The organism is Actinacidiphila sp. bgisy167 (genome assembly GCF_057707665.1).
Window position 1 is genome coordinate 16,853 of the sequence record NZ_JBYIQP010000021.1, and the last position, 24,865, is coordinate 41,717.

Below are 24,865 nucleotides of genomic sequence, written 5' to 3' on the forward strand. Positions count from 1 at the left end.
GGTGCCTGCGGGATGTCGGCGCCGACCAGTCCCGGCCCCTCACAGGGTTATCAGCAGATCCTGCTAATAACAGTGAACGCTGTTGGAAATGGTCACCCGACGCTATGAGTTCCGGCCATCTGGCCGACCCCTCCCTACCTACCGGTATACCGAGCAGTACAGCGTGCTGACCTGGCCGAACATGAACTCGCCATGGCGCAAGCGCTCCCACAGACCAACCGGTCGGGATCTTGCGCCACCACACATCGCCGACACGCCCGTCATATGCCAAACCCGCAGTTCAGCTTCGTTTCCCCCGACCACAGCCTCTCAGTGAGGACGTCGGGCGACGAAATCTTGTCGGTATGGCGCAAAAGGTTCGCCGCCCGACGACCTACCCTCGAACACTTCGACCGCCATCGATAAATTGAGCGTGTAGCAGCACGAGGGGTGCCTGTGCAGGTTCCCTTCCAGATGCGCAGGGGGGTTGAACAACGTGCGCGCAACAGCCGGCAAGCCGTCACTTGGTGCGGTCACCTCCGGCACCGCCGCAGTCAGCCCCGCCGCATCCTCGGATTCTCTGGGACCGCGCGTGGCGGCACGGTCCCTGACATCTCCCCAGACACCCATCACGGCAGCGGCCTACGCGGTCGGCACGCGCACCGCTGCCCTCCCGAGGCTGGAACCGTCAATGGCGACGGCTGCGTTCCAGACCCTCTGAATCCTGTTCCGAAAGGGAAAACGATGTCAGTCTCTACGCAGCCGCGCCTTGCCCTGGTGGGAGACCGAGGCAATCACAACGAGCCCGCCCACCCCAAGATCGATGCAATGCGAGAGCAGTGGGACCTGGCTACCGAGTGGATCCCGACCGTGGACATCCACGACGCGTCCCTGCTGGAGGGCTTCGACGGCATCTGGGTGGTTCCCGGGGCGCCGTACTTCAACCAGAAGGGCGTGCACATCGCCGTGCGGCACGCCCGCGAGAACCAGCTGCCGTTCCTGGGCACCTGCGGCGGCTTCTTCAGCGCCCTGATCGAGCACGCCCAGAACGTGCTGCACCTGCCGGCAGCCGAGGGCGTGGACGAGGACCCGGAAAAGCTCATGCCGCTGGTCACGCCGCTGTCGTGCTCCTTCCGCGGGGAGAAGGCCCCGCTGACGGTCCGGGAGGACTCCCTGCTCGCCTCGATCTACGGCACGACCGAGGTCGACGAGATCTTCCACTGCGACTACGGGCTGACCGACGAGTTCATGGACGACGCCAGCCAGGGTGCGCTGCGCATCAGCGCCTGGGACCGTGACGGCGCGCCCCGCGCTCTGGAGATCACCGGTCACCCGTTCTTCATGGGCAGCCTCTTCCAGCCGGAGCTGTCCTCCGAGCCCGGAGCCGAACACAAGATCCTGCAGGCCTTCCTGGCGGCCGTGCGCACCAGGGCCGCCGCCCTGCAGGCCAAGACGGTGGCCTGACCTCCACAACTTCAGCAGTTCACGCGGCCGTGCGCCCCCAGTGGAGCGCACGGTCCCGGGCACCGCCATGCCCGCCTTGTTCCCCCACGCCAGGCGGAAGGATCCCTCACCTTCATGAAGCACGATCACAGCGGCCTGTCCCGGCGCAGTTTCGTTCGCGGCAGCGTCGTCGGCAGTGCAGGCATCGGCGGCCCCATGCTCCTGCCGGTGGTGTCCGCAAACGCTTCCGGAACCTCGAGCGCCGGTTCCGGCACAGGCGCTCATGGCGCCGGTTCGGGCCAGGCGGGCGCCGGCGGTGTGCCGGCGGCGTTCACCGACCAGTCCGCGGCCCTGACCCCGGACCGCACGGTGGCCACGGCCTGCCAGTTCTGCAACTCCAACTGCCGGCTCAACGTCGATCTCAAGGCCGGCCGGGTGCTCGCGGTCCGCGGCGAGGACGACGACCCCGTGCAGCAGGGGCAGATCTGCGTCAAGGCCGAGATGATGCCCCAGCTCGTGTACAACACCGAGCGCCTGACCACACCGCTGCGCCGCGTATCGGGCAAGAAGGGCTCCAGCAACTCCCGGTTCGAGGCCATCAGCTGGGAGGAGGCACTGCGCACCATCGCCGCCAAGCTGCTGAAGCTGCGCGACGCCGGGCAGGCCCACACCATCGCCAACCGCACCACCGGGCGGCTGCCCCGCGGCACCGGATCGCTGGTGGCGCGGCTGTTCGCGATGCTCGGCAGCCCCAACAACACCGACGTCGGCCCGGTGTGCAACGACGCCGGCGGCAACGCGCTCGCGGCCACGTTCGGGCTGGGCAACTTCACCAACGGGTACGGCGTCGACGGCGCCACCGGCAAGGACGACCTCGGCTCGGCGCGCCACTACCTGTTCCTGGGCACCAACCAGGCCGAGACCCACCCCGTGACCTTCGACTACCTGCTGCGCGGGCGGGCCAAGACCAAGGCCACGCTCACCGTCGTCGACCCGCGGCTGACCCCCACCGGGGCGGCCGCCGACCGGTGGGTGGCGCCCAAGCCGCACACAGACCTCGCGCTGCTGCTGGCCATGCTCCACCACATCGTCGAGCAGGGCCTGTTCGACCGGCAGTTCGTCAAGCGGTGGGTGATCGGCTTCGAGGAGCTGCGCGCCCACCTGGACAAGCACCAGTACACCCCGGCGTGGGCGGCAAAGGTCACCGGCGTGCCCGCCACGACGATCACAGCCATGGCCGAGGAGTACGCGTCGGCGAAACCGGCGGCGATCTTCTGCAACGCCGGGATCTCGCACCAGCTCGGCGCCTTCGACACCTACCGGGTGGCGACCTTCCTGGCCGCGGTGACCGGCAACATCGGCCGGCCCGGCGGCGGCTGCAACTTCATGCACAACACCTGGCCCGGTGATCTGCACCTGCCGCCGTTGAAGGCGGCGGTACCCGAGCGGCGCGAGGCGCTGCCGGTCGGCCCGGACTACTTCGCCCAGTCCATCCTGACCGGTGAGCCGTACGGGCTGCGCGCCATCATCACCCAGGGCAACCCGCTGGTGTCTTCCGCCAACACCAGCAAGGTCCGCAAGGCCTTCGAGCAGCTCGACTTCTACGTCTACACCGGGCTGTTCATGGAGGAGGCCGCCTACTACGCCGACATCATCCTGCCGGTGTGCAGCGGCCTGGAGATGGGCGGCGTCTACATGCGGCGCGACGACCGGGCCATCCGCTGGCAGGAGCAGGTCGTCGACCGCGTCGGCCAGTCCCGCCCGGACTGGGAGATCTGGATCGGCCTGGCCCATGCGCTGGCCGAGCTGGACACCCGCCGACCCGCCCACGAGTGGCGCGAGGCCTTCCCGAAGCGGTGGATGGACTACCGGCAGCTGTGGGACGACTTTGTCGCCCACACCCCCGGCATGGGCGGCATGACCCGCGAGCGCATGGCACAGCGCACCGAACCGCTGCGCTGGCCGTGCCCTACCACCGAACACCCCGGGGTCAGCACCCTGTATCTGGACCACCCCAGCTGGTACGAAGCCGTCGAGTCGCTGGATGCGGCCCATCGCGGCAAACGCTTCCTGACCCCCAGCGGCAAGGTCGAGCTGACCACCCCCGAGCTGGACAAGCAGCTCGCCGTGACCGGGCACAGCGCTCTTCCGATCTTCTACACGCATCCGGAAGTCACCGGCGCGCATCCCACCCTCGCCTACAGCCGCAAGCTGGTCACCAACCCCGTCAACCCGCAGGCGGTCACCCACCCGGTGCGGCTGGGCGTGCCCGGCAGCGACGAGGTGCACCGGCGCTTCCCGCTGATGGGCATGACCGGGCGTCCCAGCGTCGTCCACTTCGCCGAGGTCACCCACTGGACGGCCACCGGCAAGCAGCTCAACGGCATCCGCTTCGTGCAGATTCACCCCGACACCGCCCGCCGGGCCGGCATCGCCGACGGCGACGAGGTCCGCGTCGAAAGCCCCCGCGGCGCGGTGACCGGCACCGCGTTGCTGTGGGAGGGGATCCGGCCGGACACGGTGTTCGTGCCCAACACCTTTGGCCCGGCGCAGAAGGTTGGCGACGTCTTCGACGACCCGCGCTACGAGGCGGCCAACACCCTGCCCGACGACCAGTACTACGACAATCTCTCCGGCCAGCAGGCCTACAAGTGCTTCGCCTGCCGGGTCGTCAAAGCCTGACCCGGCAGACGAAACCGTGCGTCACCCGTCCCCCAACCATGGAGGCAGCCCATGACCCCCACTCCTGACCCCCGTCTGAAAGCCGAGACTCTCACGGTTGTTCCTCTGGCCGCCTTCGACGAGACCGTGCGCGTCCTGGGCTCCAAGAGCTACACCAACCGGTACCTGGCCATCGCCTCCCTGTCCGGGCAGGAGACGGTCATCGACAACGCGCTGCTGTCGGACGACACCGTCTTCCTCGCCCGGGCCATCGAGGCGTTCGGTCACGTCACCTGCGACATCGAGCACGATGCGGCGCGGATCCGGGTCACCCCCACCGGGCAGCCGATGCGCGCTCCGGACCAGGACATCTTCGTCGGCGGCGCCGGCACCCCGCTGCGGTTCCTGATCTCCATGGCCGGGCACGCCGAGGGCACTACGATCATCACAGGCAACGCCCGTATGCAGGAACGCCCCATGGGTGACCTCCTCAAGGCCTTGCCGGCCCTCGGGGTGGACGCCACCGCGGTGCGCGGCAACGGCAGCCCGCCGATCCGCGTGGTCGGCGGCTCCTTCAAGGGCGGCGCCACCAGCATCAGCGGCGCGGTGTCCAGCCAGTTCACCTCCAGCCTGATCATCAACGCGCTGCGCGCGGAGAACGACACCGAGATCACCATCAGCGACGAGCTGATCTCCAAGCCGTATGTGGAGATGACTCTGGCCGCGCTGGAGGAGATGGGCGTGTCCGTCGAGCGGGACGGCTACCGGCGCTTCACCGTGCCGGCCGGGCAGCAGGCGCGCGGCGGGCAGGTGACCGTGGAGCCGGACGCCTCCGGCATGTCGTACTTCCTGGCCGCCGCGGCCATCCTCCAGTCGCGGGTGACCATCCCCGGGATCGGCGCCGGATCCCACCAGGGCGACGTGCACCTGGTAGAGGCGCTCGAGCGGATGGGCTGCCACACCCAGGTCTCCGACAGCGAAATCACCCTGAGCGGTGGCCGGTTGCGCGGCATCGACATCGACATGGAGGCCATGCCCGACGTCGTCCCGTCGCTGGCCATCGCCGCCGCCTACGCCGAGGGCGTCACCCGCATCACCAACATCGCCTCGCTGCGCGTCAAGGAGTGCGACCGCATCGCCGCTGTCACCACCGAGCTCCGCAAGATGGGCATCGAGGTCGAGGAGCACCCCGACGCGATGTACATCACCGGCGGCACCCCGCACGGGGCGGTCATCGACACCTACGACGACCACCGCATCGCCATGACCTTCGCGATCGGCGGGCTGCGCACCGAGGGCGTGGTCATCAAGGACCCCGGCTGCGTCGCCAAGTCCTTCCCCACCTTCTGGCAGACCCTCGACACCCTGCACCCCACCCTGGAGAGCACCAAGTGAGCACTTCCGGTGCCGAGTTCGCCGGGCCGGGCATCCTGCTGGTGCTGGACGGCTGGGGGCACGCGCCGCCGGCCGCCGACAACGCCCTGGCCGCCGCGCACACCCCTGTCCTGGACGAGCTGGTGGCGCAGGGTGCGAGCACGTTCGCCGATGCGTCCGGCGAGGCGGTCGGCCTGCTGCCGGATACGGTCGGCAACTCCGAGATCGGGCACATGGTCATCGGGGCCGGCCGGCCCCTGCCCTATGACAGCCTGCTGGTCCAGCAGGCCATCGACTCCGGCGCCCTGCGCACCCACCCCGAGCTGGGCACGGCCCTGGAGGACGTGGCTGCCTCCGGCGGCGCCCTGCACCTGATCGGCCTGTGCTCCGACGGGCAGATCCACGCCCACGTCGAGCACCTCGGCGACCTGTTGGCCGTCGCGGCCGCCCACCGGGTGGGGCGTGTGTTCATTCACGCGATCACCGACGGCCGGGACGTCGCCGACCACATGGCCGGGGCCTACCTGCAGCGCGTGGCCGAACTCGCCGAGCGGGCCGGGACGGGACAGGTCGCCACGGTCATCGGCCGCGGGTACGCCCTGGACAAGGCCGGGAAGCTCGAGCTGACCGAGCAGGCGGTCGCGCTGGTCGCCGACGGTGTCGGTGCCCGCGTCGGCACTGCGCCCGAGGCGGTGACCGGCTCGGAGCGCGGTGATGAGTGGGTGCCGCCGAGCGTGGTGGCCGCGGCCGGGGACGCGCGCGTCGCCGACGGGGACGCCGTGGTGTGGTTCAACTTCCGCAGCGACCGCATCCAGCAGTTCGCCGACGCCCTGGTGGAGCACCTGGCTGCGTCCGGCCGCACGGTGGGCATGCTCAGCCTCGCCCAGTACGACACCCGCGCTTCGATTCCCGCCCTGGTCAAGCGGGCGGACGCCTCCGGCGGCCTGGGAGATGAACTCGCCGCGGCCGGGCTGCGCAGTGTCCGCATCGCCGAGGCGGAGAAGTTCGAGCACGTCACCTACTACATCAACGGCCGTGACGGCACCGTGCGGGACGTTGAGGAGCACGTGCGGATCACCGGGGCCCAGGCGCCGGACTACCTGACGCGGCCGCAGATGAACCTGGACCGGGTCACCGACGCGGTCGCGCAGGCTGCGACCCGCGACGACGTCGACCTGGTGATCGCGAACCTGGCCAACATCGACGTCGTCGGGCACACCGGCAACTACCAGGCCACCGTGACGGCGTGCGAGCACACCGATGCCGCGGTGGCCCGCATCCTCGATGCGGCCCGCGGCAGCGGCCGCTGGGTGCTGCTGGTCGGCGACCACGGCAACGCCGAGAAGATGACCAAGCAGGCTCCCGACGGCACCACCCGCCCCTACGGCGGGCACACCACCAACCCGGTGCCGCTGGTGATCGTCCCCGCCGCTGCGGGCACCGCGCCGGCCGCGTTGCCGGAGCAGGCCACGCTCGCCGACGTGGCCCCCACCGTGCTGCACCTGCTGGGACACAAACCCGGATCCGCCATGACAGGAAGGCCTTTGCTGTGAGCACGCTCGCCCCCGCTGCCGCACCCAACCGCACCGATGGCGCGCTGCCCGGTCTGCTCGCGTCCTTGCAGACGACCCTGCAGCACGCGCCCGGCCTCACCGGCTGCATGGCGTCCTCGCCGATCGCGGCCGCCTTCGCCGAGGACTCCGTCGTTCGGCCTCTCACCATCCCCGAGGGTGTGTGGGCCGTTCTGCGCGAGTCCGGCGACCGGACGCAGGCAGTGCTGTGCCTGCACAATCCGTCCGCCGACGCCGTCCGCGTCCGTCTCGACGCGGTCCTGCCCGGCCGTGCGGCCGAGCAGCTGCGCTTCGTCAGCGGCGCCATGCACACCACCCAGGAGGGCGACCAGCACTACGTCCACCTGGACGCCGTCGGCCACGTCTGGCTGGCCTACACCCCCTAAGGAGGATCTCCCGTAACACCCGGGCCGCTCGCTGCCGGATTGGCCGCGAGGTCAGGCCCGGTTCTGCAACCGGCCGCCGGTCGACAACGGCCGCCGGCCTCTGTGGTCCAGATCCACTTGCAGCCTGACGCAGGGCAGCCGCCTCCTGGCGGCGCTACTGCCCCGCGTTTCCTTTCAGGGCACCGCCAACCCCGAAGGATCTGACATGGACATACTCGTACTCGTCTTGGTGCTGGCGTTAGCCGCCGCCAACGGAGCCAATGACGTCCCCAAGGGCGTCGCCACCCTCGCCGGCGCCGGCGAGGCAAAGATCAAGACAGCCATCGCCTGGGGAACCGTCACCACAGCCATCGGCTGCCTGGTCTCCCTGCACTTCGCCAACAAGATGACCGCCCTGTTCTCCAAGGGCATCGTCTCCGCCTCCCCCACTACCTCCTTCGCCGCCGCCGTGCTGCTGGGCACCGCCGCCTGGATTGCGCTGGCCACCTGGCGCGGCCTGCCGGTGTCGACCACGCACGCCCTGACCGGTTCGCTGCTGGGCGCCGGCGCGCTGTTCGCCGGCAGTTCCGTGCAGTGGAATGTGCTGCTGGTCAAGGTGGTGCAACCGCTGCTGCTGAGCGTCCTGATCGCGTATGCGATCTCCGCGGCCCTGTCCACGGTGGGGCGCATCACCGCCCGGCGCCGCGCCTCACGCAGTCTGCAGCCTCAGCCCGACCCGGAGCCGGTACTGGTGACCACCGGCAGGCAGCAGACGCAGCGTGTCGCCGAGGCCGCCGTCGCGCAGCCGCAGGAGGCCGGTTCCGGGCGGATGAGCCCGGTCAGCATCGCCCATTGGGCCACCAGCGGGCTGACCAGCTTCGCGCGCGGCATGAACGACGCTCCTAAGATCGTGGCGATCGGTTCGTTCGCCATGGTCTCCGGCATGACGACCACGCATCTGCTGGTCGCGGTCACGCTCGCCATGGCCGTCGGTGGTCTGCTGGTCGGGCGCCGGGTGGCGGAGCGGATGGCCAACGACGTCATCAAGATGACGCACGTTGAGGGCTTCACCGCCAACCTGACCACCGCCGCTCTGGTCGGTGTCGGCGCGTTCCAGGGGCTGCCGATGTCGACCACGCAGGTGTCCATCGGCGGGATCTCCGGCACCGCGGGCACCGACCTGTCACGCATCAAGAAGAAGACGGTGCGTGACTTCGCGATCGCCTGGCTGGTCACACCGCCGTTCTCGGCCGCTGTGGCTGCCGTGGCGTATCTGCTGCTGCGCTGACCGGGGCCCCTGAGCAGGCAGTGCTCAGGGCCCCCGGCCCCTTATCCGGCCCCGTACCGCGGTGATTGGCCCACTGCGGTGCGGGGCCGGAGCCTTCCTCCCCGCCAGGTCCGTGCGGCTGGTCGAGCGGCCGCGAGGGCGGACCGGGCAGGTGCGCGATGCGCAGCAGCGCGGCGTGGGCCTCCTCGTTCATGCGATAGAAGACCACGCGTCCTTCGCGCCGCCCCTGGATCAGGCCGGCGCAGCGCAGGCGCTTGAGGTGGTGGCTGACGGTCGACAACGACACTCCGACGTCGCCGAGTTCGTGGACGGGGAGCTCGGCGCCTTGCTGCGCGGCCAGTTGGGCGAGCAGTTGCAGGCGTACCGGGTCGCCGAGGGTTTTGAACAGGTCGGCCCATCGCAGGGCGTCGACGGCGCTCAGTTTCAGGCATTGTCCGGTGCAGGCGGCGTCACCGGCCTGGTGGCACATGTCGTCTCCTTACCCCAGCGTCCCTCTGGGTGATGTGGATGGCAGGCATGTCCCACTGATCTCTGGCCGTGTTGTGCGCGCCGCGTGCTCCGTTGCGGGTTCAGGCTGCCGGGGACAGCAGGCCCGCGATGCTGGAGAGAACGCCGGGTGCTACGCGGTAGTACACCCAGCTGGCCCGCCGCTCCGACACCAGCAGTCCGGCTTCGCGCAGTTTGCGCAGGTGGTGGCTGACGGTGGGCTGGGATACCCCGACGTCCTGGATGTCGCAGACGCAGGCTTCCCCGCCGGGTTGGGCGGCGACCCTGGAGAACAGCCGCAGCCTGACCGGATCGGACAGCGCCTTGAACATGGCGGCGATCCGTTCCGCGTCGGGGGCGGAGAGTTCTTCTCGCCCCAGCGGCTGGCAGCACTCCAACGACGCGGTGATGTCCAGAACGCCGGAGTCCAGATTAGACATGCCTCTATGTTGACACTCATCTAATCACTTGCCAACCCTGCACGAAAGACGAATTCTCCTCGCTGATTCGACACACCTCTATGTTGACGGATGTCTATTCAGGGTCCATGCTGAGTGGCATAGACGCACATCGAAACCGAGGAGCGCTCCGTGACCCCGCCCGTTACTGCCGAGCTGCCCGTCGCCGTCATCGGGGCCGGACCCATCGGTCTGGCCGCCGCCGCCCACCTGGTGGAGCGCGGTCTCGTTCCCCTCGTCCTGGAGGCCGGACCGGCTGCGGGCGCCGCGCTGCGCCAGTGGTCGCACGTGCGGCTGTTCTCCACCTGGTCCGAGCTCACCGACGAGGCCGCCGAGAAGCTGCTCGCGCCTACCTGATGGGCCAAGCCCGACGCCGCTTCCTACCCCACCGGCGGCGACTGGGCCGCTCAGTATCTGGAGCCCCTGGCCGGCGTCCTCGGCGACAAGATCCGCTACGGCGCCACCGTCACCGGTGTCTCCCGTGCCGGGCGTGACCGCATCGTCGACGCCGACCGCGACACCCAGCCGTTCGCGCTGCACGTGAGTTACGCCGACGGCCGCGAGGAGCGCGTGGTGGCGCGCGCCGTGATCGACGCCTCCGGCACCTGGACAACGCCCAGCCCGGCCGGCGGCAACGGCCTGCCCGCGCTGGGCGAGAAGGCGGCGGCCGACCGGATCACCTACCGCGTCCCGGACCTGAAGGACCCTGCCGTGCGGGCCCGTTACGCGGGCAGGCGCACCGCCGTGATCGGTTCCGGCGCCTCCGCCTTCACCGCCCTTGCCCTGCTCGCCGACCTGGCCAAGGCCGAGGAGGGCAGCGGCACGCACGCGGTGTGGATCCTGCGCCGCGGGATCTCCGGTTCCACCTTCGGCGGGGGCACGGCCGACCAGCTGCCCGCCCGCGGCGCGCTGGGCCTGGCCGCCAAGGCCGCCGTCGACGCCGGCCACGCCGACGCCGTCACGGGTTTCCGCACCGAGGCGATCGAGCGCGACAGCGACGGGCGTCTGGTGCTGGTCGCCGACGACGGCCGGCGGCTGGAGCCGGTCGACGAGGTGATCGTGCTGACCGGGTTCCGGCCCGACCTGTCGTTCCTGTCGGAGATCCGTCTCGGCCTGGACGAGCGTCTGCAGGCCCCCGTGGAGCTGGCGCCGCTGATCGACCCCAACGTGCACTCCTGCGGCACCGTCTACCCGCACGGCCGCAAGGAGCTCTCCCACCCCGAACAGGGCATCTACCTGGTCGGCATGAAGTCCTACGGCCGCGCCCCGACGTTCCTGGCCATGACCGGCTACGAGCAGGCACGCTCCGTGGTCGCCGCCATCGCCGGTGACCTGGAGGCCGCCGACCGGGTCGAGCTGGTGCTGCCGGAATCCGGCGTGTGCGGCGGAGCCGGCCTGTTCGACACCCCGAACGCGCAGCAGGACACCGCAGGTGGCTGCTGCTCGGCCCCTGCTCCGCAGCTGATCCAGATCGCGCCCGGCGCCCTGACCCTCCCGGTCGCCGGCACCACGGGTTCCGGCAACTGCTGCTGACCCCGTCCTGGGTCCAGGGCCGGTGAGCCGGCCCCGGAACCGGTTTCCTTCCCCAACACCCCTGGAGGAACGACGATGTCCCGGCTCCAACTCGCCCTGCGCGTCCCCGACCTCGACGCGGCCATCGCCTTCTACAGCAAGCTGTTCGCCACCGAGCCCGCCAAGCTCCGCGACGGCTACGCCAACTTCGCCATCGCCGAGCCCCCGCTCAAGCTCGTCCTGTTCCAGGGCGAGCCCAGCGAGGACACCCGCATGGACCACCTCGGCGTGGAGGTCGCCTCCACCGACGACGTCACAGCTGCCACCCGCCGACTCGACCAGGCGGGCCTGGCCACCTTCGAGGAGAACGACACCACCTGCTGCTACGCCCTGCAGGACAAGGTCTGGGTCCACGGCCCCGGCAAGGAGTCCTGGGAGGTCTACGTCGTCAAGGCCGACGCCCCCGCCAAGGAACCCGCCGCCGGCGCCTGCTGCAGCACGGCCGAGCCCGGCACCAGCCAGACGGCTGCGGCCGGTTGCTGCTGATCCAGACGTGAACCTGTCCGCCCGCACGCGCGCGGCCGCACCCGACACCGGTCATCAAACGCGGCCGCGCGCCGCCCTGCCGGCGCTGTGCCTGACCCAGATCACCGGCTGGGGCATCGTCTACTACGCCTTCCCCGTCCTGAACCCGCAGATCACCGCAGCCACCGACTGGTCCCCCGCCGCGACCACCGCGGCGTTCTCCGCCGCACTGCTGGTCTCCGCGCTCTGCGGCATCCGCGTCGGACGCATCCTGGACGCCCGCGGACCGCGCACCGTCATGACCGCCGGGTCCGCCCTGGCCACCCTCGCCCTGATCGTCATCGCCACCGCCCCCAGCCTGCCCGTCTTCATCGCCGGCTGGCTGCTGGCCGGACCGGCCATGGCCGCCACCTTCTACCAGCCCGCGTTCGCCGCCGTCACCCGCTGGCGGGCCCCCGACCACGTGCGCGCCCTGACCGTCGTCACCCTGGCCGGCGGGCTGGCCTCCACCGTCTTCGCCCCCCTGACCGCCCAACTGTCCGGCCACCTCACCTGGCGCGGCACCTACCTGGTCCTGGCCGGCGTGCTCGCCGCCATCACCATCCCCGCCCATGCCATGGCCCTGCGCGCTCCCTGGCCCCCCGCGCCCCGCCCGACCGCCGGAGCGCCGCACACCACCACCGCGGTGGCACGCAGCCCCGTCTTCTGGCTGCTGGCCACCGCGCTGACCCTGTCCGCGTTCGCGATGTACGCCGTGGTCGTCACGCTCGTCCCGCTGCTGCTGCACCGCGGCTTCTCCACCACCCAGGCCGCCTGGCTGCTGGGCCTGGGCGGAGCCGGGCAGACCCTCGGCCGCACCCTGTACGCCGCGCTCGCCCGGCGCACCTCCCCCGCCGTGCGCACCACAGCCCTCATCGGCCTGGGCTGCCTGACCACCGCCGCTTTCGCGGTCATCCCCGGCCCCTATGCACTGCTGGCCGCCCTGTCCGTGCTCGCCGGAACCATCCGCGGCAACCTCACCCTGCTCCAGGCCACCGCCATCACCGACCGCTGGGGCACCACGCACTACGGGCGGCTGTCCGGGCTGCTGGCCGCCCCGGCCACCACGGCCTCCGCTCTCGCCCCGTTCGCCGGCACCGCCCTGACCGCTCCCCTGGGCGGCTACCCGCACCTTTTCGCCGTCCTGGCCCTCATCTCCGCAGCCGCCGCACTCATTGCATGGCACACCGCCCCGCGCACGCCCTGAGCCCCTGACCGGGCAATCACCGCAGGTCAGGGCGGCCGGACCCCTATGGTTCGATATGTGTGAACATAGATGCATGTCGAAAGCCAAAGGTCCGCCGGTACTCGACCTCGAGTCCGTGGCTCCGTGCTGCCCCTCGCTGACCGAGCGCCCGCTGAAGGTGGAGGAGGCCGAGGTCGCCGCCCGGATGTTCAAGGCGCTGGGTGACCCGGTCCGGCTCCGCCTGTTCTCCGCGGTCGCCTCCCATGAGGGCGGCGAGGCCTGCATCTGCGACATCTCCGACGTCGGCGTCACGCAGCCGACCGTCTCCCACCACCTGAAGAAGCTTAAGGAATCCGGCCTGCTCACCTCCGAGCGGCGCGGCACCTGGGTCTACTACCGCGTCGAGCCGTCCGTGCTGACCGCGATGGGCAAGCTGCTGTCCAGTGCCGGGGCGGCCTGACCCAAGCTCTCCCGGGCCGGCTCGCCGCTCCAGCGGTGGTCCTGGGGCCGACTGGCGGTCCCTGGCCCACCGCACCCGCGCCGACCTGGAGGCCGCCAGCCTCGACCTGCAGCTGAACACCCGCGCGGTGTCGATCGATGCGCAGCGGCGCACCGTCACCGTCCAGCACGCCGAGGACGGCACCCATGACGAACTGGGCTACGACCAGCTCGCGATCGGCACCGGTGCCGTTCCGGTACGCCGCCCGCCGATCGACGGCCTGGTGCTCGTGGTCGTCGGCGTGCGCCCCGACACCGCCGTGGCCGAGACCGCCGGGGTGAAGTTGGGGGTCCGTGGCGCGATCGCCGTCGACCGGACCATGCGCACCAGCGTGGACGGCATCTTCGCCGCCGGGGCCTGTGCGCAGACTTGCCACCGGGTGCTGGACACCGACACGTATCCCGCTGGGCACCACCGCCCACAAGCAGGGCCGCGTTGCCGGCGAGAACGCCCTCGGCGGCGCCCGGCAGTTCACCGGATCGCTGGGCACGCAGGCGGTGAAGGTGTTCGACCTGGTCATCGCCCGCACCGGACTGCGCGATAACGAAGCGGTCGCCGGAGGCTTCACCCCGGTCACGATGGCCGCGGCCGCCGACGACCACAAGGTGTACTACCCGGGCTCCCGCACGATCCGCTCGCGGATCACCGGCGACGCCGCCACCGGGCGGCTGCTCGGCGCGCAGCTCGTCGGCCACCTGGACAGTGCCGTGCACAAGCGGGTCGATGTCTTTGCCACCGCCTTGTTCCACGGCATGACCGTCGACGCGATCGAAGTTCTCGACCTGTCCTACACTCCCCCGCTGGGCAGCCCCTTCGACGCCGTGCAGAGGGTCACCCAGACCTGGGCCCGCGGTCGTCACCTTCACGACACCCGCTAGCGACCCGCGAAGTACGGGGCTAGGCACCTGAACGGCATCGATAGGTACCGGTGGCACCTATAAATTCAGGCAAGATAGACGGGCATCAATTTTAGGGCTGCTCTTTCGGTGGCCTCCATGCAAGATCGGGGCCCGTCTATCGCCGTCGTCGACCGTCGGCTGTGCCCGGGTAGCGGCAACGGCCCGCGCTGCCCTGCCCCGTGTGTGTGGGGCACGGCGGGCCGACACGCTCCGAGTAGCCGACCGAACCCGTGCAGCCAGGCGGTCAGCTCAGATGGCGCCGCACAAGGTCTCGCTCGGCACAGTGATCTGCATCCGGAAGGTCGTGGCGTCACGACCCACGAGTTCTGCGCCGTCGGGCATCTGGAACTCGTCGTTGTTCCTCACGGATTGATTGTGGCCCCGGGACTGACACTCAGGGGCGTCTTGCAGCCGAGGACGCCCGCGCCCGAACCGACAGGCATGCCCCCTCGCTCGCTGTCGGTTCGGGTCTATCACTGTGGGCCGTGCTCTGGGGTGAGGAGGGCTTTGATCTCGCGTGCCGCTTCGCGCGCGGGGCGGCCGACGCCGATGAGGGTGGCTGAGGCGGGGCCGGTCCAGTCTCCGTAGCCGAGCAGGTGCAGGCGGGGTTCGCCCAAGGCCCGGGTGCCGGTGGTGGCGACGCGGCCGTGCCGGTCACGCAGACGCAGGGGCGCCAGGTGGGCGAGGGCGGGGCGGAAGCCGGTGCACCAGATGACGGCGTCGGTGTGGGTGATGCTGCCGTCGGGCCACTGGGGTCCGGTGGCGGTGAGCCCGGTGAACATCGGGACCGCGTTCAGCAGGCCGGCATCCCGCGCAGCACGGACTGGGGGCACAGCAACGATGTCCCCAAGTCCTGCCACGCCGCCGGTGTCGGCATTGCCGTTGTCCAGGGCGCGCCGGCGGGCGGTGGCGGCATCGAACAGTGCCCGGCCGTCGATGTCGTCGGCCAGGAAGCGGGGGGCTCTGCCGGTGCGGGCGGCTCACCGGCTGGTTCCCTGCAGGGTCGGCGCGGCGAACTTCTTGCGCCAGGCCAGGGAGACGTAGACCAGGGCCACCAGGACGGGCACCTCGATCAGCGGGCCGACGACGCCCGACAGGGCCTGGCCGCTGGTGACCCCGAAGGTGGCGATGGCGACCGCGATGGCGAGTTCGAAGTTGTTGCCGGCTGCGGTGAAGGCCAGCGTGGCGGTGCGGTCGTAGGCGAGGCCGATGCCCTTGCCCAGGGCGAAGGTCCCGAACCACATGACGGCGAAGTACACCAGCAGCGGCAGGGCGATGCGGACGACGTCCAGCGGCTGGGACGTGATGGTCTTGCCCTGGAGGGCGAAGAGGATCACGATCGTGAACAGCAGGCCGTACAGGGCCCACGGGCCGATCTTCGGCAGGAAGTTGGTCTCGTAGTTCTGGCGGCCGAGCTTCTTCTCGCCGATCCGGCGCGTGAGGAAGCCTGCGATCAGGGGAACGCCCAGGAAGATCACGACGTTGAGTGCGATCTTCCACATGGAGATGTCCAGGTGCTGTCCGTCGCCCAGGCCGAGCCAGCCCGGCAGCAGGTCGAGGTAGAACCAGCCCAGCAGGCCGAAGGCGATGACCTGGAACACCGAGTTCAGGGCGACCAGGACGGCGGCGGCTTCCCGGTCACCGCACGCGAGGTCGTTCCAGATGATGACCATGGCGATGCAGCGGGCGAGACCGACGATGATCAGGCCGGTGCGGTATTCCGGCAGGTCGGGCAGGAACGTCCACGCCAGGGTGAACATCACGGCGGGCCCGATCAGCCAGTTGATGGCCAGCGAGGACACCATCAGCTTTTTGTCGCCGGTGACGGTGTCGAGCTTGTCGTAGCGGACCTTGGCGAGCACCGGGTACATCATGATCAGCAGGCCGAGGGCAATGGGCAGTGAGATGCCGCCGATCTCGACCTTGCTGAGGGCGTCGTTCAGGCCGGGGATGAGCCGGCCCAGTCCCAGGCCCAGTGCCATCGCGGCGAGGATCCACACGGCAAGAAAACGGTCCAAGGTCGACAGTTTGCCGACGATCCCCGCAGGGGCCGTTGTCGTGTCGGGAGGAGCGGTGGTGGTCACGGGCAGGCCCTCTTGGTGTCGGTTTCGAAGGTGGCGCGAGCAGTGGCGGCCAGTTCCGTGAAGGAGCCGGCCAGGGCTTCGATGACCTCAGGCCGCAGCTTGTAGTACGTGAACCGGCCGCAGGGCTCGGTCTCCACGACGCCGGCGTCTCTGAGCACCTTCAGGTGGTTGGAGAGGTTGGTCTGCCGGGCGCCGGTCTCCTCCACCAGGTGGGTGGTGCACAGCGTCTCGCGGGCGAGCAGGGTCACGATCTGAAGCCTGAGCGGGTCCGCCAGCACCCGGATCAGATCAGTGTCGACTGACGTCATCATGGACTGATACTGTCACATCAGCCGGGGCTGACACCAGTCCGGGCTGACTTTTCCCCGTCGTGAGACAAGAGAGACCGCCATGTCCGACAAGCCCTCCGTGCTCTTCGTCTGTGTCCACAACGCCGGCCGCTCCCAGATGGCCGCCGCGTGGCTGACCCACCTCGCCGGGGACCGCGTGGAGGTCCGCTCGGCCGGTTCCACCCCCGCCGACCAGGTCAACCCGGCCGTTGTCGAGGCGATGAAGGAGGTCGGCATCGACGTGTCGGCCGAGATCCCGAAGGTGCTGACCGTCGAGGCGGTCCAGGCTTCGGACGTGTGCATCACCATGGGCTGCGGCGACGCCTGCCCAGTCTTCCCCGGCAAGCGCTACCTGGACTGGACGCTGGAGGACCCTGCCGGTCAGGGCGTCGAGGCCGTCCGCCCCATCCGGGACGAGATCAAGGCCCGGATCGAGGGCCTGATCGCCGAGATCGCCCCGGAGCCCAAGGCATGAGCGAGCAGGTCCGCGACGTCATCGTCATCGGCTCCGGACCCGCCGGGTACACCGCCGCCCTCTACACCGCCCGCGCGTCGCTGAAGCCGCTGGTCTTCGAGCGCTCGGTCACCGCCGGCGGCGCGCTGATGCAGACCACCGAGGTCGAGAACTTCCCCGGTTTCCGCGACGGCATCATGGGCCCGGACCTCATGGACAACATGCGGGCCCAGGCCGAGCGGTTCGGCTCCGAACTCGTCCCAGACGACGTGAGTGCGGTCGACTTCAGCGAGGACGTCAAGACCGTCACCGACTCCGAGGGCACCGTCCACCGGGCCAGGGCCGTGATCGTCGCCACCGGCTCGCAGCACCGCAAACTCGGCCTGCCGGGCGAGGACGAACTGTCGGGGCGGGGCGTTTCGTACTGCGCCACCTGCGACGGGTTCTTCTTCCGCGAGCACGACATCGCCGTCATCGGCGGCGGCGACACCGCCATCGAAGAGGGGTGTTCCTGTCCCGCTTCGCCAAGACCGTCACCATCGTGCACCGCCGCGACACCCTGCGTGCCTCCAAGGCCATGCAGATGCGGGCCTTCGCCGACCCGAAGATCTCCTTCGCCTGGGACAGCGAGGTCGCCGCCATCCACGGCACCGACGGCAAGCTGTCGGGCCTGACGCTGAAGGACACCCGGACCGCCGACAGTCGCGAACTGCCCGTGACCGGCCTGTTCGTGGCCATCGGCCACGACCCGCGCACCGAACTGTTCAAGGGCATCCTCGATCTCGACGGCGAGGGCTACCTCAAGGTCGACGCGCCCAGCACCCGCACCAATGTCGCCGGCGTCTTCGCCGCCGGCGACGTGGTCGACCACACTTACCGCCAGGCCATCACCGCCGCCGGCACCGGCTGCTCCGCTGCCCTGGATGCCGAGCGCTACCTCGCCGCCCTGAACGACACCACCGCCTAGCAAACCGCGGCCGCCCGGCCGCAACCATCCTTTCTGCAGGTCAGCGGGCACTCCCCCGAGGCTTGAGAGGGACATTGGGGAGCTGCGGGGCCGGCAGGCGGTCTCCGTGGTAGCCCGTGACCTCACCGAACCGGGACCCGTTCTCCCAGTCGGCTCGCGCCTGCACGATCTCCTCGCTGGTCCGGCCGATGAAGTTCCACCACATGATGATCCGCTCACCGAGGGGCGGTCCCCCGAGCAGCACCGCGCGGGCGGGGGCGTCGGAGTGGTTGGTCAGGGTCAGCTCGTCGCCGCCGGGGGCCAGGTAGCCGAGCTCGGACGGGCTCAGGCGCGTGCCGGCCGTCTCGATGTCGCCGCTGTCGACGAGCAGGCCGTGCTCGTAGGCCGGGTCGACCGCCAGCGTGACGGTCGCACCGGGGTCGAGGGTGAGTTCGGCGCCGAGCAGCGGGGTGAACGTCGCCACCGGCGAGGCGTCTCCGGCCAGAGCCCCGAGGAACACCCGTGCTGTGCCCCCGCCGAGCGGCACGGGCCGCGGGGCGTAGTGCTCGAAGGCGGGCGCGGCGCCGCGGTCCCGCTCGGGGAGCACGACCCACAGCTGGACGCCGTGCAGGACAGTGGTGCGCTCGGTGGAGACCTCCGAGTGACTGATGCCGTGCCCACTGGTCATGAGGTTGAGTTCGCCGGGCCGCACATAGGCGTGCGTCCCGAGGCTGTCGCGGTGCTCGATCTCGCCGCTGAAGAGCCAGCTCACGGTCTGGAGCCCGATGTGCGGATGCGGTGCGACGTCCATGCCCCCAGTCTCGGAGACGTCGTCCGGACCGTAGTGGTCGGCGAAGCACCAGGCGCCGATCAGCGAGCGCTCCCGCTGCGGCAGGGTGCGCCGCACCGTCATCGCGCGGGGTCCGCCGAGCGGGACGTCGCGGGGGGACAGGATCTCCACGGCGGTCTCTGCCTGGGCCCCGTTCATGTCGCGCTTCTCACACGACAACTGCTTCGAAATTCAACAATCATGGTGTCGATGATACGGCGATGCCCGGGACGGACGACAGGGCATCCCGACGACGGCCGGAGACGGCCAGGCGAAGGAGTACCGGTGAGCGACACCACGGCGGTCCGGCGGCGCAGGCGGATCTTCATCGACAAGCAGAGTCCCCGGGCCTACAAGGCGATGCTGGCGGCCGCCGAGACCGTGCGCGACGTGGCCGCCGAGGCCGGTCTCGAACGCGAGCTGGTGGAGCTGGTGAACATCCGCGTGTCGCAGCTGAACGGTTGCGCCTTCTGCCTCGACCGCCACACCAGGGCCGCCCTCGAAGCGGGGGAGACGTCGCGGCGGCTGAGCCTGCTGCCGGCCTGGCGCGACACCGAGCTGTTCAGCCCGCGCGAGCGGGCCGCGCTCGCGGTGGCCGAGGTGACCACCGACCCGACCGACGCCACCGCCCAGGAACAGGCCTACCAGGCCGCGCTCGAGGTGTTCGGCGACGACGAGCTCTCCGCTCTCATCTGGGTGGCGATCACCATCAACTCCTTCAACCGGGTCTCCATACTCAGCAAGCACCCGGTCCGTGCCGTCCAGAAGCGATGAGGCGCCCACGCCGGGCCGCGCGGCACGGAACGCACAGGTGAAGGGCGCGGAACGCACGTAGGGAAGGGCGCGGTCACGCCGTTCCTGACGGCGGGACCGCGCCCTTCCTGGACCGGCGTCGTCAGCCGAGCGGCTCCCGTCGCGCACCCGGGCCGCTCTGCACCCGCTCGATGTACTCGGGCGCCAGCCGGCTGACCTCGTCGAGCGCGGCGAGGTCCTCCTCTGTGAGCGTGAGCCCGGCCGCGGCGAGGGAGCTGCTCCACGCGAGTCGCGCCGACCAAGACGCTGCTGACCCCGGGCTGCTGCATCACCCGGGCGAGGGCGACCTGCGCGACCGTCGCACCGTGCCGTGCGGCGATCTCGTCGAGGCCGTCGACCACGACGTAGCCGCGCGCCTCCTCGACCGGCGGGTTCGATGCCTTGCCCCAGCGTGTCGACTGGTCGCGCTCGCGACGCGGCGGAACTTGCCCCTCAGGAAGCCGCCGGCCAGGGGGCTGCAGACCATCAGGCCCAGGCACTGGTCGCGCACGGCGGGCAGGATCTCGCGACCGATGTCCCGGCCGACGCGGGAGTAGTAGGTCTGCAGGGAGACGAAGCGCTCCAGGCCATGCAGGGCCGAGACGCCCAGCGCGGTACGACTCGCCGGATGGCGAGGCCGACGCACCCCGTGGCGCCCGGGAGACCCGGAGACGCACCGCCCGTCCGCACCGCCTCGTGCCCGACGTCGTCGCGCAGCCGGGCGGCGCGAGGTCTCGGGCCGTCAGCTCCCTTCGTACGGCCGCAGCCCGGCCACCGAGCGGCGGACGGCGTCGGCGTGCCCGAAGAGCCGGGGCAGGCCGCCGGTGTGCAGGAAGACCGTGCGCTGTCCGCGGTGGATGACGCCCTCGCGGACGGCGGCGAGAAGGCCGGCCATGGCCCGCCCCGTGTAGGTGGGGTCCAGGACGATGCCTTCGGTGGCCGCCGCCGTCCGCATCGCGTCCAGGACGGGCTCATGGAGCGCCGCGTAGCCGGCGCCGACCTGGTCGGAACGAATGCGCAGCGCGTCCGGGGCGACTCGGCGGTGGGCGACCGCCCCGGCCAGGTCCGCCACGATCGGGGCGGGCCTTGTCACGGCGCCGCAGTGGACGCCGAGCACCCGCTCCTCACCCAGCGCGGCGACAAGACCGGCCATGGTGCCGCCGGAACCGAGTGCCACCACCACGTGGGCGAGGTTGGGCAGTTGGGCACGCAGTTCCTCGCCGCCCTCGCCATAACCGCGGGCGCCGGCCGGGCTGGAACCGCCGAAGGGAATGAGGTGGGGCAGCGCACCCGCGCGGCGCAGCCGGTCGCAGACCTCCATGGCCGCGTCCGCCAGGCCGGCCGGTTCGGCGTCGCCGGCCCAGACCACCCGGGCGCCGAAGAGGCCGTCGAGGACGAGGTTGCCGGTACCGGACCCTGCGGCGGGTTCCTTGCCGGGGAGGACGAGGACGACGTCGAGGCCGAGCCGTGCGCCGGCCGCGGCGGTGAGACGGGCGTGGTTGCTCTGCGCCGCACCGACCGTCACCAGTGTGTCCGCGCCCGCGTCGATTGCCTCGCCGACCGTCCACTCGAGCTTGCGGACCTTGTTGCCGCCGCCGCCGAGCCCTGTGAGGTCGTCGCGCTTGATCCACAGGTCGTCCGGGTCGAGGCCGACAGCTGCGGCCAGCCGGGGCAGGGGCTCGACAGGGGTGGGCCAGGCGGACAGCGTGATCTTGCCGGGCATCGGCGGCGCTCCAGGGTCTGACGGCGGCGGTGACCGGCGTCCGAGACGTCGGCGACTCCATTGTGGGCGCTGCGTGTGGGTACTGCGTCTGAGCCCTGCGTATGGTCCGCCGAGCGTCGCTCCGGCGGGCGGGCGGGACGCGCCCGGTCCGGCGTCGTCGGCCGAGTCCGCTGTGATCGACACGCTCGACACGCCTCCTTCGCCGCCTGACCGCCTGGGGCCGTGGCAGGCGGTCGCCGCGGCACGCCGTTCGCCTACGGGGCGTGCGTGCCGGGCGCGTTGGGGCTCGGCCTCCGTCGGCGGGTGGGGAGCGGGCCCATGACGCGTTCCTCCACCGCGGACAGCACAAGGAGCATCCCGAGCAGGAGCACCGGCAGTCCGAGCAGCAGCGCGTGGGTCATCGCCGATCCCCCGTGTGCGGCAGTCGGGTTCGTGGGTGGCGGGCAAGGGCGCGTCCGGATCGAGGGCGGCGGCCTCGGGTGCGGTGGAACACGGCGGACATGAGCACCTCCACTTCGGCGTCGCGTCCCCGCCTTCCCCGCTGTAGGCGTTGTATGGGTGCGTCGCCCGCACTCCGTCGCCTCCTCGCGTTCCGGCGCCGGGCGCCACCGCGCCCCGTCGGGTCAGTAGCGGAAGGCGTCGGAACCGTCCAGCCGCCCGAAGCGCCGCGGACGCGGGATCTGCTCCGGCCGCTGGGCCCACCGCGCGCGGTGGTTCGGGGCGCTTGCGCGCTCGCCCCGGGAGAGGACCGCTACGGCACCGGCAGCAGCGCACAGCAACGCCCCGACGACCACGCTGGAGAGCGTGCCCGCCGAGATCGCGCCGACCACCGCGCCCAGCACGACTACCGGCATCACGGCACCGGAGATGAGCCTGCGAATCTTCAAATCCATGAAGAATCACTTCCTTTCACAGGAACGCATTCCCCGGTGAACGTACGCCTATCCATGGATCGCCTTAACGAGTGACCGCCTGGATCGGCATGGTGATGCCTCCTCAGGCCGCTTCAACGGCAATTCCCGGCCACGTCAGGAAGGATGGCGTCAGCTGAGGGCGGACACCGCGGTTCCGTACAGGACTTCCTCGGCCCGGTCCCATGACCAGCCGTTCTCCACCACGAGTGTGCGCCAGCCGGTGGGGCCGAACCAGAACCAGAGCAGGTCCGCGGTCTCCTCGGGCGAGTACCGCCGGGCAGGAGCGCCGACTTCCAGGAAATGCCGCGCGACCGCGCGCAGCGCCTTCCGGTAGTCGGCCGTCGCCCTTTCCCACAGCGCTTCGCCGTTCTCGTGCACGGGCAGCGCCTTGCGAATCGCCTCGTGCGCCTTGAACTGGCTCTCGTTGCCGGCCCGGGTGCCGTGAGCGAGCGCCCGCAGCACGCCCTCGGGCGTCCGCACGGACAGGATGCGCGCGACGGCCTCCTCGTATCCCGACTGGGCGACCGCCTTGTCGACGATCCGGTCCAGGATGTCCGACTTGCTGCCGACGCTGGCGAAGACGGTCTTCGAGGCGACCCCGGACGCCGCCGCGATGTCCGCGACGGTCACCCGGCCGTAGCCGCGTTCGGCGAAGAGCAGCTCAGCGTGTTCGAGGATCAGCGCGCGCGTCCGCGCCGCGGCCTGTTCCCGGAGCGGTGATACATAAGCGCGCTTGGTGGCCATGACGGCATCCTAAGGGATGTCCATGCCGCTTTGACCTATCCAATCGGTCATCTATAACCTCAATAGTCGATGCGCGTCCTGCGTATCCGATGAGACCGGCCACGCGGGGCCGGCGGGCGAAAGGTGGGACCGATGGCGATGGACGCCAAGGACGTGGCCGAAGGCCTTTTCCGGATCCTGGAGACGGGCGACGCGGCCCTGGCCGCCGAGGTTGTGGCTCCCGACAACGACAACCGTGAGGCGGCCGTCGCGCCCGCCGCCTGTTCGATACCCGGTCCGGCGGGCGCCCTCGCCTCGGGCGCGTGGCTGCGCTCGGCCTTCAGCGATCTGCGCTTCCCCGTGCTGGACATCGCCCGCAATGACGACCAGGTGTGGATACGGCTCCGTATGCAGGGCCGGCACACCGGCCCTTTCGTGCGCTTCCGGAACGGCGTCCTCGACCAGGCGGTCCCTCCCACGGGGCGCGAGGTCGACTTCGAGCAGGTGCACCTGCTCGACCTGCGCGACGGCAAGGTCGTCCGGCACGAGGCACTGCGCGACGACATGACGATGCTGAGCCAGCTCGGCGTCTTCCCCCCGTCGCCTGCCATCGCCCTGCGCATGGCGGGCTGGAAGCTCTCCGGACGCGCCAAGCGGGCCGCCGAGGAGGTCACGAAGCTCGCCGCAGAGGCTGCCGGACAGGCACACTGATGAGGGCCGCCGACCCGAGTCGGCTCGCACGAACCCGCAGATGCGGGCGGGGTCACATGTGCGGGTAACGGCGGCGGCGCCAGATCCAGGCGATCGCGGCGGCGGCCACTGCCCAGCCGAGGAGCACGAGGTAAGGGAAGGCGTACTGGTCGTCGGCGAAGTAGATCGCGTTGTGCTGCGCGTTCACCGACGCCCCGGGCGGCAGCCAGCGGCCGATGACGCCCAGCGGCTGCGGCAGGAGCAGCCAGGAGACCGCGCCGCCCGAGGACGGGTTGCCCAGCAGCACCATCAGCAGCCACGTGGGCAGGATGGCCCACTTGTCGAACAGCATGTAGAACGCCGTGAACACCAGCCCCGAGGTCACCATCGTCAGGGTGAGTACCGCCCAGGACTCGGGGAAGGGCAGCCGCAGCACATGCAGGCCCCAGTCCACCACCGCGACGATGGAGAGGCTGCCGAGCGCGGAGTACACGACGATCGCCGCGAAGCGCTCCAGTGGTCTCAGCTCGGACGCGTGCACGGTCAGCTGCACCGCGCCGAGAAAGCCCACGATGACGGCGGCCAGCGTGATGTAGAAGATCGCGAGGCCCTGGGGGTCGCCGGGCTGCAGCGGTTTGAGATCGCCCAGGCTGAGCCGCACCCCGGCCTGCGCGGCCGCCGTCGGGGCGGCCGCCGCCAGGACGCGGGCCACCGACGCCCCCGCGGCGGACACGAGGTCGAAGGAGATCGCGCCGTTCTCGGCCTTCGTCTGCACCACGGCGAACACCCGCTGCCGCTCGACGGCGTCGACGGCGGCGGCGCGCGTTGCGAAGCGCCGCTGCACCAGCCGGGTGCTCAGCTCCGCGTCCATCCGTGCCACGAACCGCCGCGCCGACGGGGAGTCGTCCACGACCGCGACCGGGATGTGATGCGGCGTCGGATGCGCCATGGCGAAGCTGTAGGAGCCGGCGAAGAGGCCCGCGCCCACGGCGAGCAGCAGGACGATGACCACGGCCGGCCGGAAGCGTGAGCGCCCGGAGGGGTCGGTCATCGGCATACCCCCATCGCGCCCTCCGGACAGCAGGGGCCGCCCCGG

The 24,865-nt window shown here is 70.7% G+C and carries 23 protein-coding genes and 4 pseudogenes; 15 read left to right on the top strand and 12 right to left on the bottom strand.

Annotation, left to right across the window (positions count from 1 at the left end; translation table 11 throughout):
* Positions 1 to 807 precede the first annotated feature (807 nt).
* The 6 genes from AC3ET4_RS11030 to AC3ET4_RS11055 all read left to right on the top strand — a co-directional run bounded on the left by AC3ET4_RS11030 (position 808) and on the right by AC3ET4_RS11055 (position 8,681).
* A complete protein-coding gene (locus AC3ET4_RS11030; RefSeq protein WP_431948513.1) occupies positions 808 to 1,443 on the top strand; it encodes a glutamine amidotransferase-related protein in 636 nt (211 codons plus the stop codon).
* A gap of 114 nt (positions 1,444 to 1,557) precedes the next feature.
* Positions 1,558 to 4,104: a molybdopterin-containing oxidoreductase family protein gene (locus AC3ET4_RS11035; protein ID WP_431948514.1), complete on the top strand. Its 2,547-nt coding sequence runs from the start codon at positions 1,558 to 1,560 to the stop codon at positions 4,102 to 4,104.
* Positions 4,105 to 4,155: 51 nt separating this feature from the next.
* Positions 4,156 to 5,478, top strand: coding sequence for a 3-phosphoshikimate 1-carboxyvinyltransferase (gene aroA, locus AC3ET4_RS11040; RefSeq protein ID WP_431948515.1), 1,323 nt, complete (start codon positions 4,156 to 4,158; stop codon positions 5,476 to 5,478).
* Positions 5,475 to 7,010: a 2,3-bisphosphoglycerate-independent phosphoglycerate mutase gene (gene gpmI, locus AC3ET4_RS11045; protein WP_431948516.1), complete on the top strand. Its 1,536-nt coding sequence runs from the start codon at positions 5,475 to 5,477 to the stop codon at positions 7,008 to 7,010. Before aroA ends, gpmI begins: the two co-directional genes overlap by 4 nt.
* Positions 7,007 to 7,414: a hypothetical protein gene (locus AC3ET4_RS11050; protein ID WP_431948517.1), complete on the top strand. Its 408-nt coding sequence runs from the start codon at positions 7,007 to 7,009 to the stop codon at positions 7,412 to 7,414. Before gpmI ends, AC3ET4_RS11050 begins: the two co-directional genes overlap by 4 nt.
* Positions 7,415 to 7,619: 205 nt before the next feature.
* Positions 7,620 to 8,681, top strand: coding sequence for an inorganic phosphate transporter (locus tag AC3ET4_RS11055; RefSeq protein WP_431948518.1), 1,062 nt, complete (start codon positions 7,620 to 7,622; stop codon positions 8,679 to 8,681).
* Here the strand turns inward: AC3ET4_RS11055 and AC3ET4_RS11060 are convergent.
* Entirely contained in the window at positions 8,626 to 9,150 is a 525-nt protein-coding gene (locus AC3ET4_RS11060; protein WP_431948519.1) for an ArsR/SmtB family transcription factor, read from the bottom strand. The genes AC3ET4_RS11055 and AC3ET4_RS11060 overlap by 56 nt on opposite strands.
* A gap of 100 nt (positions 9,151 to 9,250) precedes the next feature.
* Positions 9,251 to 9,607 (bottom strand): ArsR/SmtB family transcription factor, encoded by a 357-nt coding sequence (locus tag AC3ET4_RS11065; protein ID WP_431948520.1) that lies wholly within the window; start codon positions 9,605 to 9,607, stop codon positions 9,251 to 9,253.
* A gap of 150 nt (positions 9,608 to 9,757) precedes the next feature.
* Between AC3ET4_RS11065 and AC3ET4_RS11070 the strand changes: the two are divergent.
* From AC3ET4_RS11070 to AC3ET4_RS11090, 5 genes and pseudogenes are all read left to right on the top strand, one after another.
* Positions 9,758 to 11,158: pseudogene (locus AC3ET4_RS11070) on the top strand (NAD(P)-binding domain-containing protein).
* A 75-nt stretch (positions 11,159 to 11,233) separates the two neighbouring features.
* Positions 11,234 to 11,683, top strand: a complete 450-nt coding sequence (locus AC3ET4_RS11075; protein WP_431948521.1) for an ArsI/CadI family heavy metal resistance metalloenzyme — start codon at positions 11,234 to 11,236, stop codon at positions 11,681 to 11,683.
* Positions 11,684 to 11,690: 7 nt separating this feature from the next.
* The gene (locus AC3ET4_RS11080) at positions 11,691 to 12,908 is read left to right on the top strand and encodes an MFS transporter (RefSeq protein ID WP_431948522.1); all 1,218 of its coding nucleotides are present in this window, start codon (positions 11,691 to 11,693) and stop codon (positions 12,906 to 12,908) included.
* 73 nt (positions 12,909 to 12,981) lie between these two features.
* The gene (locus tag AC3ET4_RS11085; RefSeq protein WP_431948523.1) at positions 12,982 to 13,347 is read left to right on the top strand and encodes an ArsR/SmtB family transcription factor; all 366 of its coding nucleotides are present in this window, start codon (positions 12,982 to 12,984) and stop codon (positions 13,345 to 13,347) included.
* Positions 13,348 to 13,745: 398 nt separating this feature from the next.
* Entirely contained in the window at positions 13,746 to 14,264 is a 519-nt protein-coding gene (locus tag AC3ET4_RS11090; protein ID WP_431948524.1) for an NAD(P)/FAD-dependent oxidoreductase, read from the top strand.
* A 494-nt stretch (positions 14,265 to 14,758) separates the two neighbouring features.
* Here AC3ET4_RS11090 and AC3ET4_RS11095 read toward each other — a convergent pair.
* From AC3ET4_RS11095 to AC3ET4_RS11105, 3 genes and pseudogenes are all read right to left on the bottom strand, one after another.
* A pseudogene (locus tag AC3ET4_RS11095) lies at positions 14,759 to 15,256 on the bottom strand (pyridine nucleotide-disulfide oxidoreductase); the annotation flags it as partial.
* A 9-nt stretch (positions 15,257 to 15,265) separates the two neighbouring features.
* Positions 15,266 to 16,369 (bottom strand): ACR3 family arsenite efflux transporter, encoded by a 1,104-nt coding sequence (arsB, locus tag AC3ET4_RS11100; protein ID WP_431948525.1) that lies wholly within the window; start codon positions 16,367 to 16,369, stop codon positions 15,266 to 15,268.
* On the bottom strand, positions 16,366 to 16,680 hold the full coding sequence (locus AC3ET4_RS11105) for an ArsR/SmtB family transcription factor (protein ID WP_431948526.1): 315 nt from the start codon (positions 16,678 to 16,680) through the stop codon (positions 16,366 to 16,368). Before AC3ET4_RS11105 ends, arsB begins: the two co-directional genes overlap by 4 nt.
* Positions 16,681 to 16,759: 79 nt before the next feature.
* Here AC3ET4_RS11105 and AC3ET4_RS11110 point away from each other — a divergent pair, with 79 nt between their 5' ends.
* Both AC3ET4_RS11110 and trxB read left to right on the top strand, forming a co-directional pair.
* Positions 16,760 to 17,173: an arsenate reductase ArsC gene (locus AC3ET4_RS11110; RefSeq protein WP_431948527.1), complete on the top strand. Its 414-nt coding sequence runs from the start codon at positions 16,760 to 16,762 to the stop codon at positions 17,171 to 17,173.
* Positions 17,170 to 18,119: pseudogene (gene trxB / locus AC3ET4_RS11115) on the top strand (thioredoxin-disulfide reductase). The gene AC3ET4_RS11110 and the pseudogene trxB overlap by 4 nt, the downstream one beginning before the upstream one ends.
* 40 nt (positions 18,120 to 18,159) lie before the next feature.
* Here trxB and AC3ET4_RS11120 read toward each other — a convergent pair.
* Complete coding sequence (locus AC3ET4_RS11120) at positions 18,160 to 19,086, bottom strand: pirin family protein (protein ID WP_431948528.1); 927 nt, start codon at positions 19,084 to 19,086, stop codon at positions 18,160 to 18,162.
* Between the two features lie 126 nt (positions 19,087 to 19,212).
* Between AC3ET4_RS11120 and AC3ET4_RS11125 the strand changes: the two genes are divergently transcribed.
* A complete protein-coding gene (locus AC3ET4_RS11125; RefSeq protein ID WP_431948529.1) occupies positions 19,213 to 19,701 on the top strand; it encodes a carboxymuconolactone decarboxylase family protein in 489 nt (162 codons plus the stop codon).
* Between the two features lie 263 nt (positions 19,702 to 19,964).
* On the opposite strand, the pseudogene AC3ET4_RS11130 reads toward AC3ET4_RS11125, so the two are convergent.
* The 5 genes and pseudogenes from AC3ET4_RS11130 to AC3ET4_RS11150 all read right to left on the bottom strand — a co-directional run.
* A pseudogene (locus AC3ET4_RS11130) lies at positions 19,965 to 20,396 on the bottom strand (hypothetical protein); the annotation flags it as partial.
* Between the two features lie 65 nt (positions 20,397 to 20,461).
* On the bottom strand, positions 20,462 to 21,442 hold the full coding sequence (locus AC3ET4_RS11135) for a D-cysteine desulfhydrase family protein (protein ID WP_431948530.1): 981 nt from the start codon (positions 21,440 to 21,442) through the stop codon (positions 20,462 to 20,464).
* Between the two features lie 254 nt (positions 21,443 to 21,696).
* Positions 21,697 to 21,843: a hypothetical protein gene (locus AC3ET4_RS11140; RefSeq protein WP_431948531.1), complete on the bottom strand. Its 147-nt coding sequence runs from the start codon at positions 21,841 to 21,843 to the stop codon at positions 21,697 to 21,699.
* 222 nt (positions 21,844 to 22,065) lie between these two features.
* Entirely contained in the window at positions 22,066 to 22,335 is a 270-nt protein-coding gene (locus AC3ET4_RS11145) for a hypothetical protein (protein ID WP_431948532.1), read from the bottom strand.
* 150 nt (positions 22,336 to 22,485) lie between these two features.
* A complete protein-coding gene (locus AC3ET4_RS11150; protein ID WP_431948533.1) occupies positions 22,486 to 23,100 on the bottom strand; it encodes a TetR/AcrR family transcriptional regulator in 615 nt (204 codons plus the stop codon).
* 132 nt (positions 23,101 to 23,232) lie between these two features.
* On the opposite strand from AC3ET4_RS11150, the gene AC3ET4_RS11155 reads away from it, so the two are divergent.
* Entirely contained in the window at positions 23,233 to 23,790 is a 558-nt protein-coding gene (locus AC3ET4_RS11155; RefSeq protein WP_431948534.1) for an ester cyclase, read from the top strand.
* A gap of 52 nt (positions 23,791 to 23,842) precedes the next feature.
* On the opposite strand, the gene AC3ET4_RS11160 is transcribed toward AC3ET4_RS11155, so the two are convergent.
* Positions 23,843 to 24,820 (bottom strand): ABC transporter permease, encoded by a 978-nt coding sequence (locus AC3ET4_RS11160; RefSeq protein WP_431948535.1) that lies wholly within the window; start codon positions 24,818 to 24,820, stop codon positions 23,843 to 23,845.
* Positions 24,821 to 24,865 lie beyond the last annotated feature (45 nt).

Bases quoted from the DNA above. Each gene is read 5' to 3' on its own strand.
- AC3ET4_RS11075 (WP_431948521.1), top strand. From the start codon at position 11,234: ATGTCCCGGCTCCAACTCGCCCTGCGCGTCCCCGACCTCGACGCGGCC.
- AC3ET4_RS11055 (WP_431948518.1), top strand. From the start codon at position 7,620: ATGGACATACTCGTACTCGTCTTGGTGCTGGCGTTAGCCGCCGCCAAC.
- AC3ET4_RS11150 (WP_431948533.1), bottom strand. From the start codon at position 23,100: ATGGCCACCAAGCGCGCTTATGTATCACCGCTCCGGGAACAGGCCGCG.
- AC3ET4_RS11155 (WP_431948534.1), top strand. From the start codon at position 23,233: ATGGCGATGGACGCCAAGGACGTGGCCGAAGGCCTTTTCCGGATCCTG.
- AC3ET4_RS11140 (WP_431948531.1), bottom strand. From the start codon at position 21,843: ATGACCCACGCGCTGCTGCTCGGACTGCCGGTGCTCCTGCTCGGGATG.
- AC3ET4_RS11065 (WP_431948520.1), bottom strand. From the start codon at position 9,607: ATGTCTAATCTGGACTCCGGCGTTCTGGACATCACCGCGTCGTTGGAG.
- AC3ET4_RS11030 (WP_431948513.1), top strand. From the start codon at position 808: ATGCGAGAGCAGTGGGACCTGGCTACCGAGTGGATCCCGACCGTGGAC.
- aroA (WP_431948515.1), top strand. From the start codon at position 4,156: ATGACCCCCACTCCTGACCCCCGTCTGAAAGCCGAGACTCTCACGGTT.
- AC3ET4_RS11145 (WP_431948532.1), bottom strand. From the start codon at position 22,335: ATGGATTTGAAGATTCGCAGGCTCATCTCCGGTGCCGTGATGCCGGTA.
- AC3ET4_RS11160 (WP_431948535.1), bottom strand. From the start codon at position 24,820: ATGACCGACCCCTCCGGGCGCTCACGCTTCCGGCCGGCCGTGGTCATC.
- AC3ET4_RS11110 (WP_431948527.1), top strand. From the start codon at position 16,760: ATGTCCGACAAGCCCTCCGTGCTCTTCGTCTGTGTCCACAACGCCGGC.
- AC3ET4_RS11085 (WP_431948523.1), top strand. From the start codon at position 12,982: ATGTCGAAAGCCAAAGGTCCGCCGGTACTCGACCTCGAGTCCGTGGCT.
- AC3ET4_RS11060 (WP_431948519.1), bottom strand. From the start codon at position 9,150: ATGTGCCACCAGGCCGGTGACGCCGCCTGCACCGGACAATGCCTGAAA.
- AC3ET4_RS11135 (WP_431948530.1), bottom strand. From the start codon at position 21,442: ATGCCCGGCAAGATCACGCTGTCCGCCTGGCCCACCCCTGTCGAGCCC.
- AC3ET4_RS11120 (WP_431948528.1), bottom strand. From the start codon at position 19,086: ATGAACGGGGCCCAGGCAGAGACCGCCGTGGAGATCCTGTCCCCCCGC.
- AC3ET4_RS11035 (WP_431948514.1), top strand. From the start codon at position 1,558: ATGAAGCACGATCACAGCGGCCTGTCCCGGCGCAGTTTCGTTCGCGGC.
- AC3ET4_RS11105 (WP_431948526.1), bottom strand. From the start codon at position 16,680: ATGATGACGTCAGTCGACACTGATCTGATCCGGGTGCTGGCGGACCCG.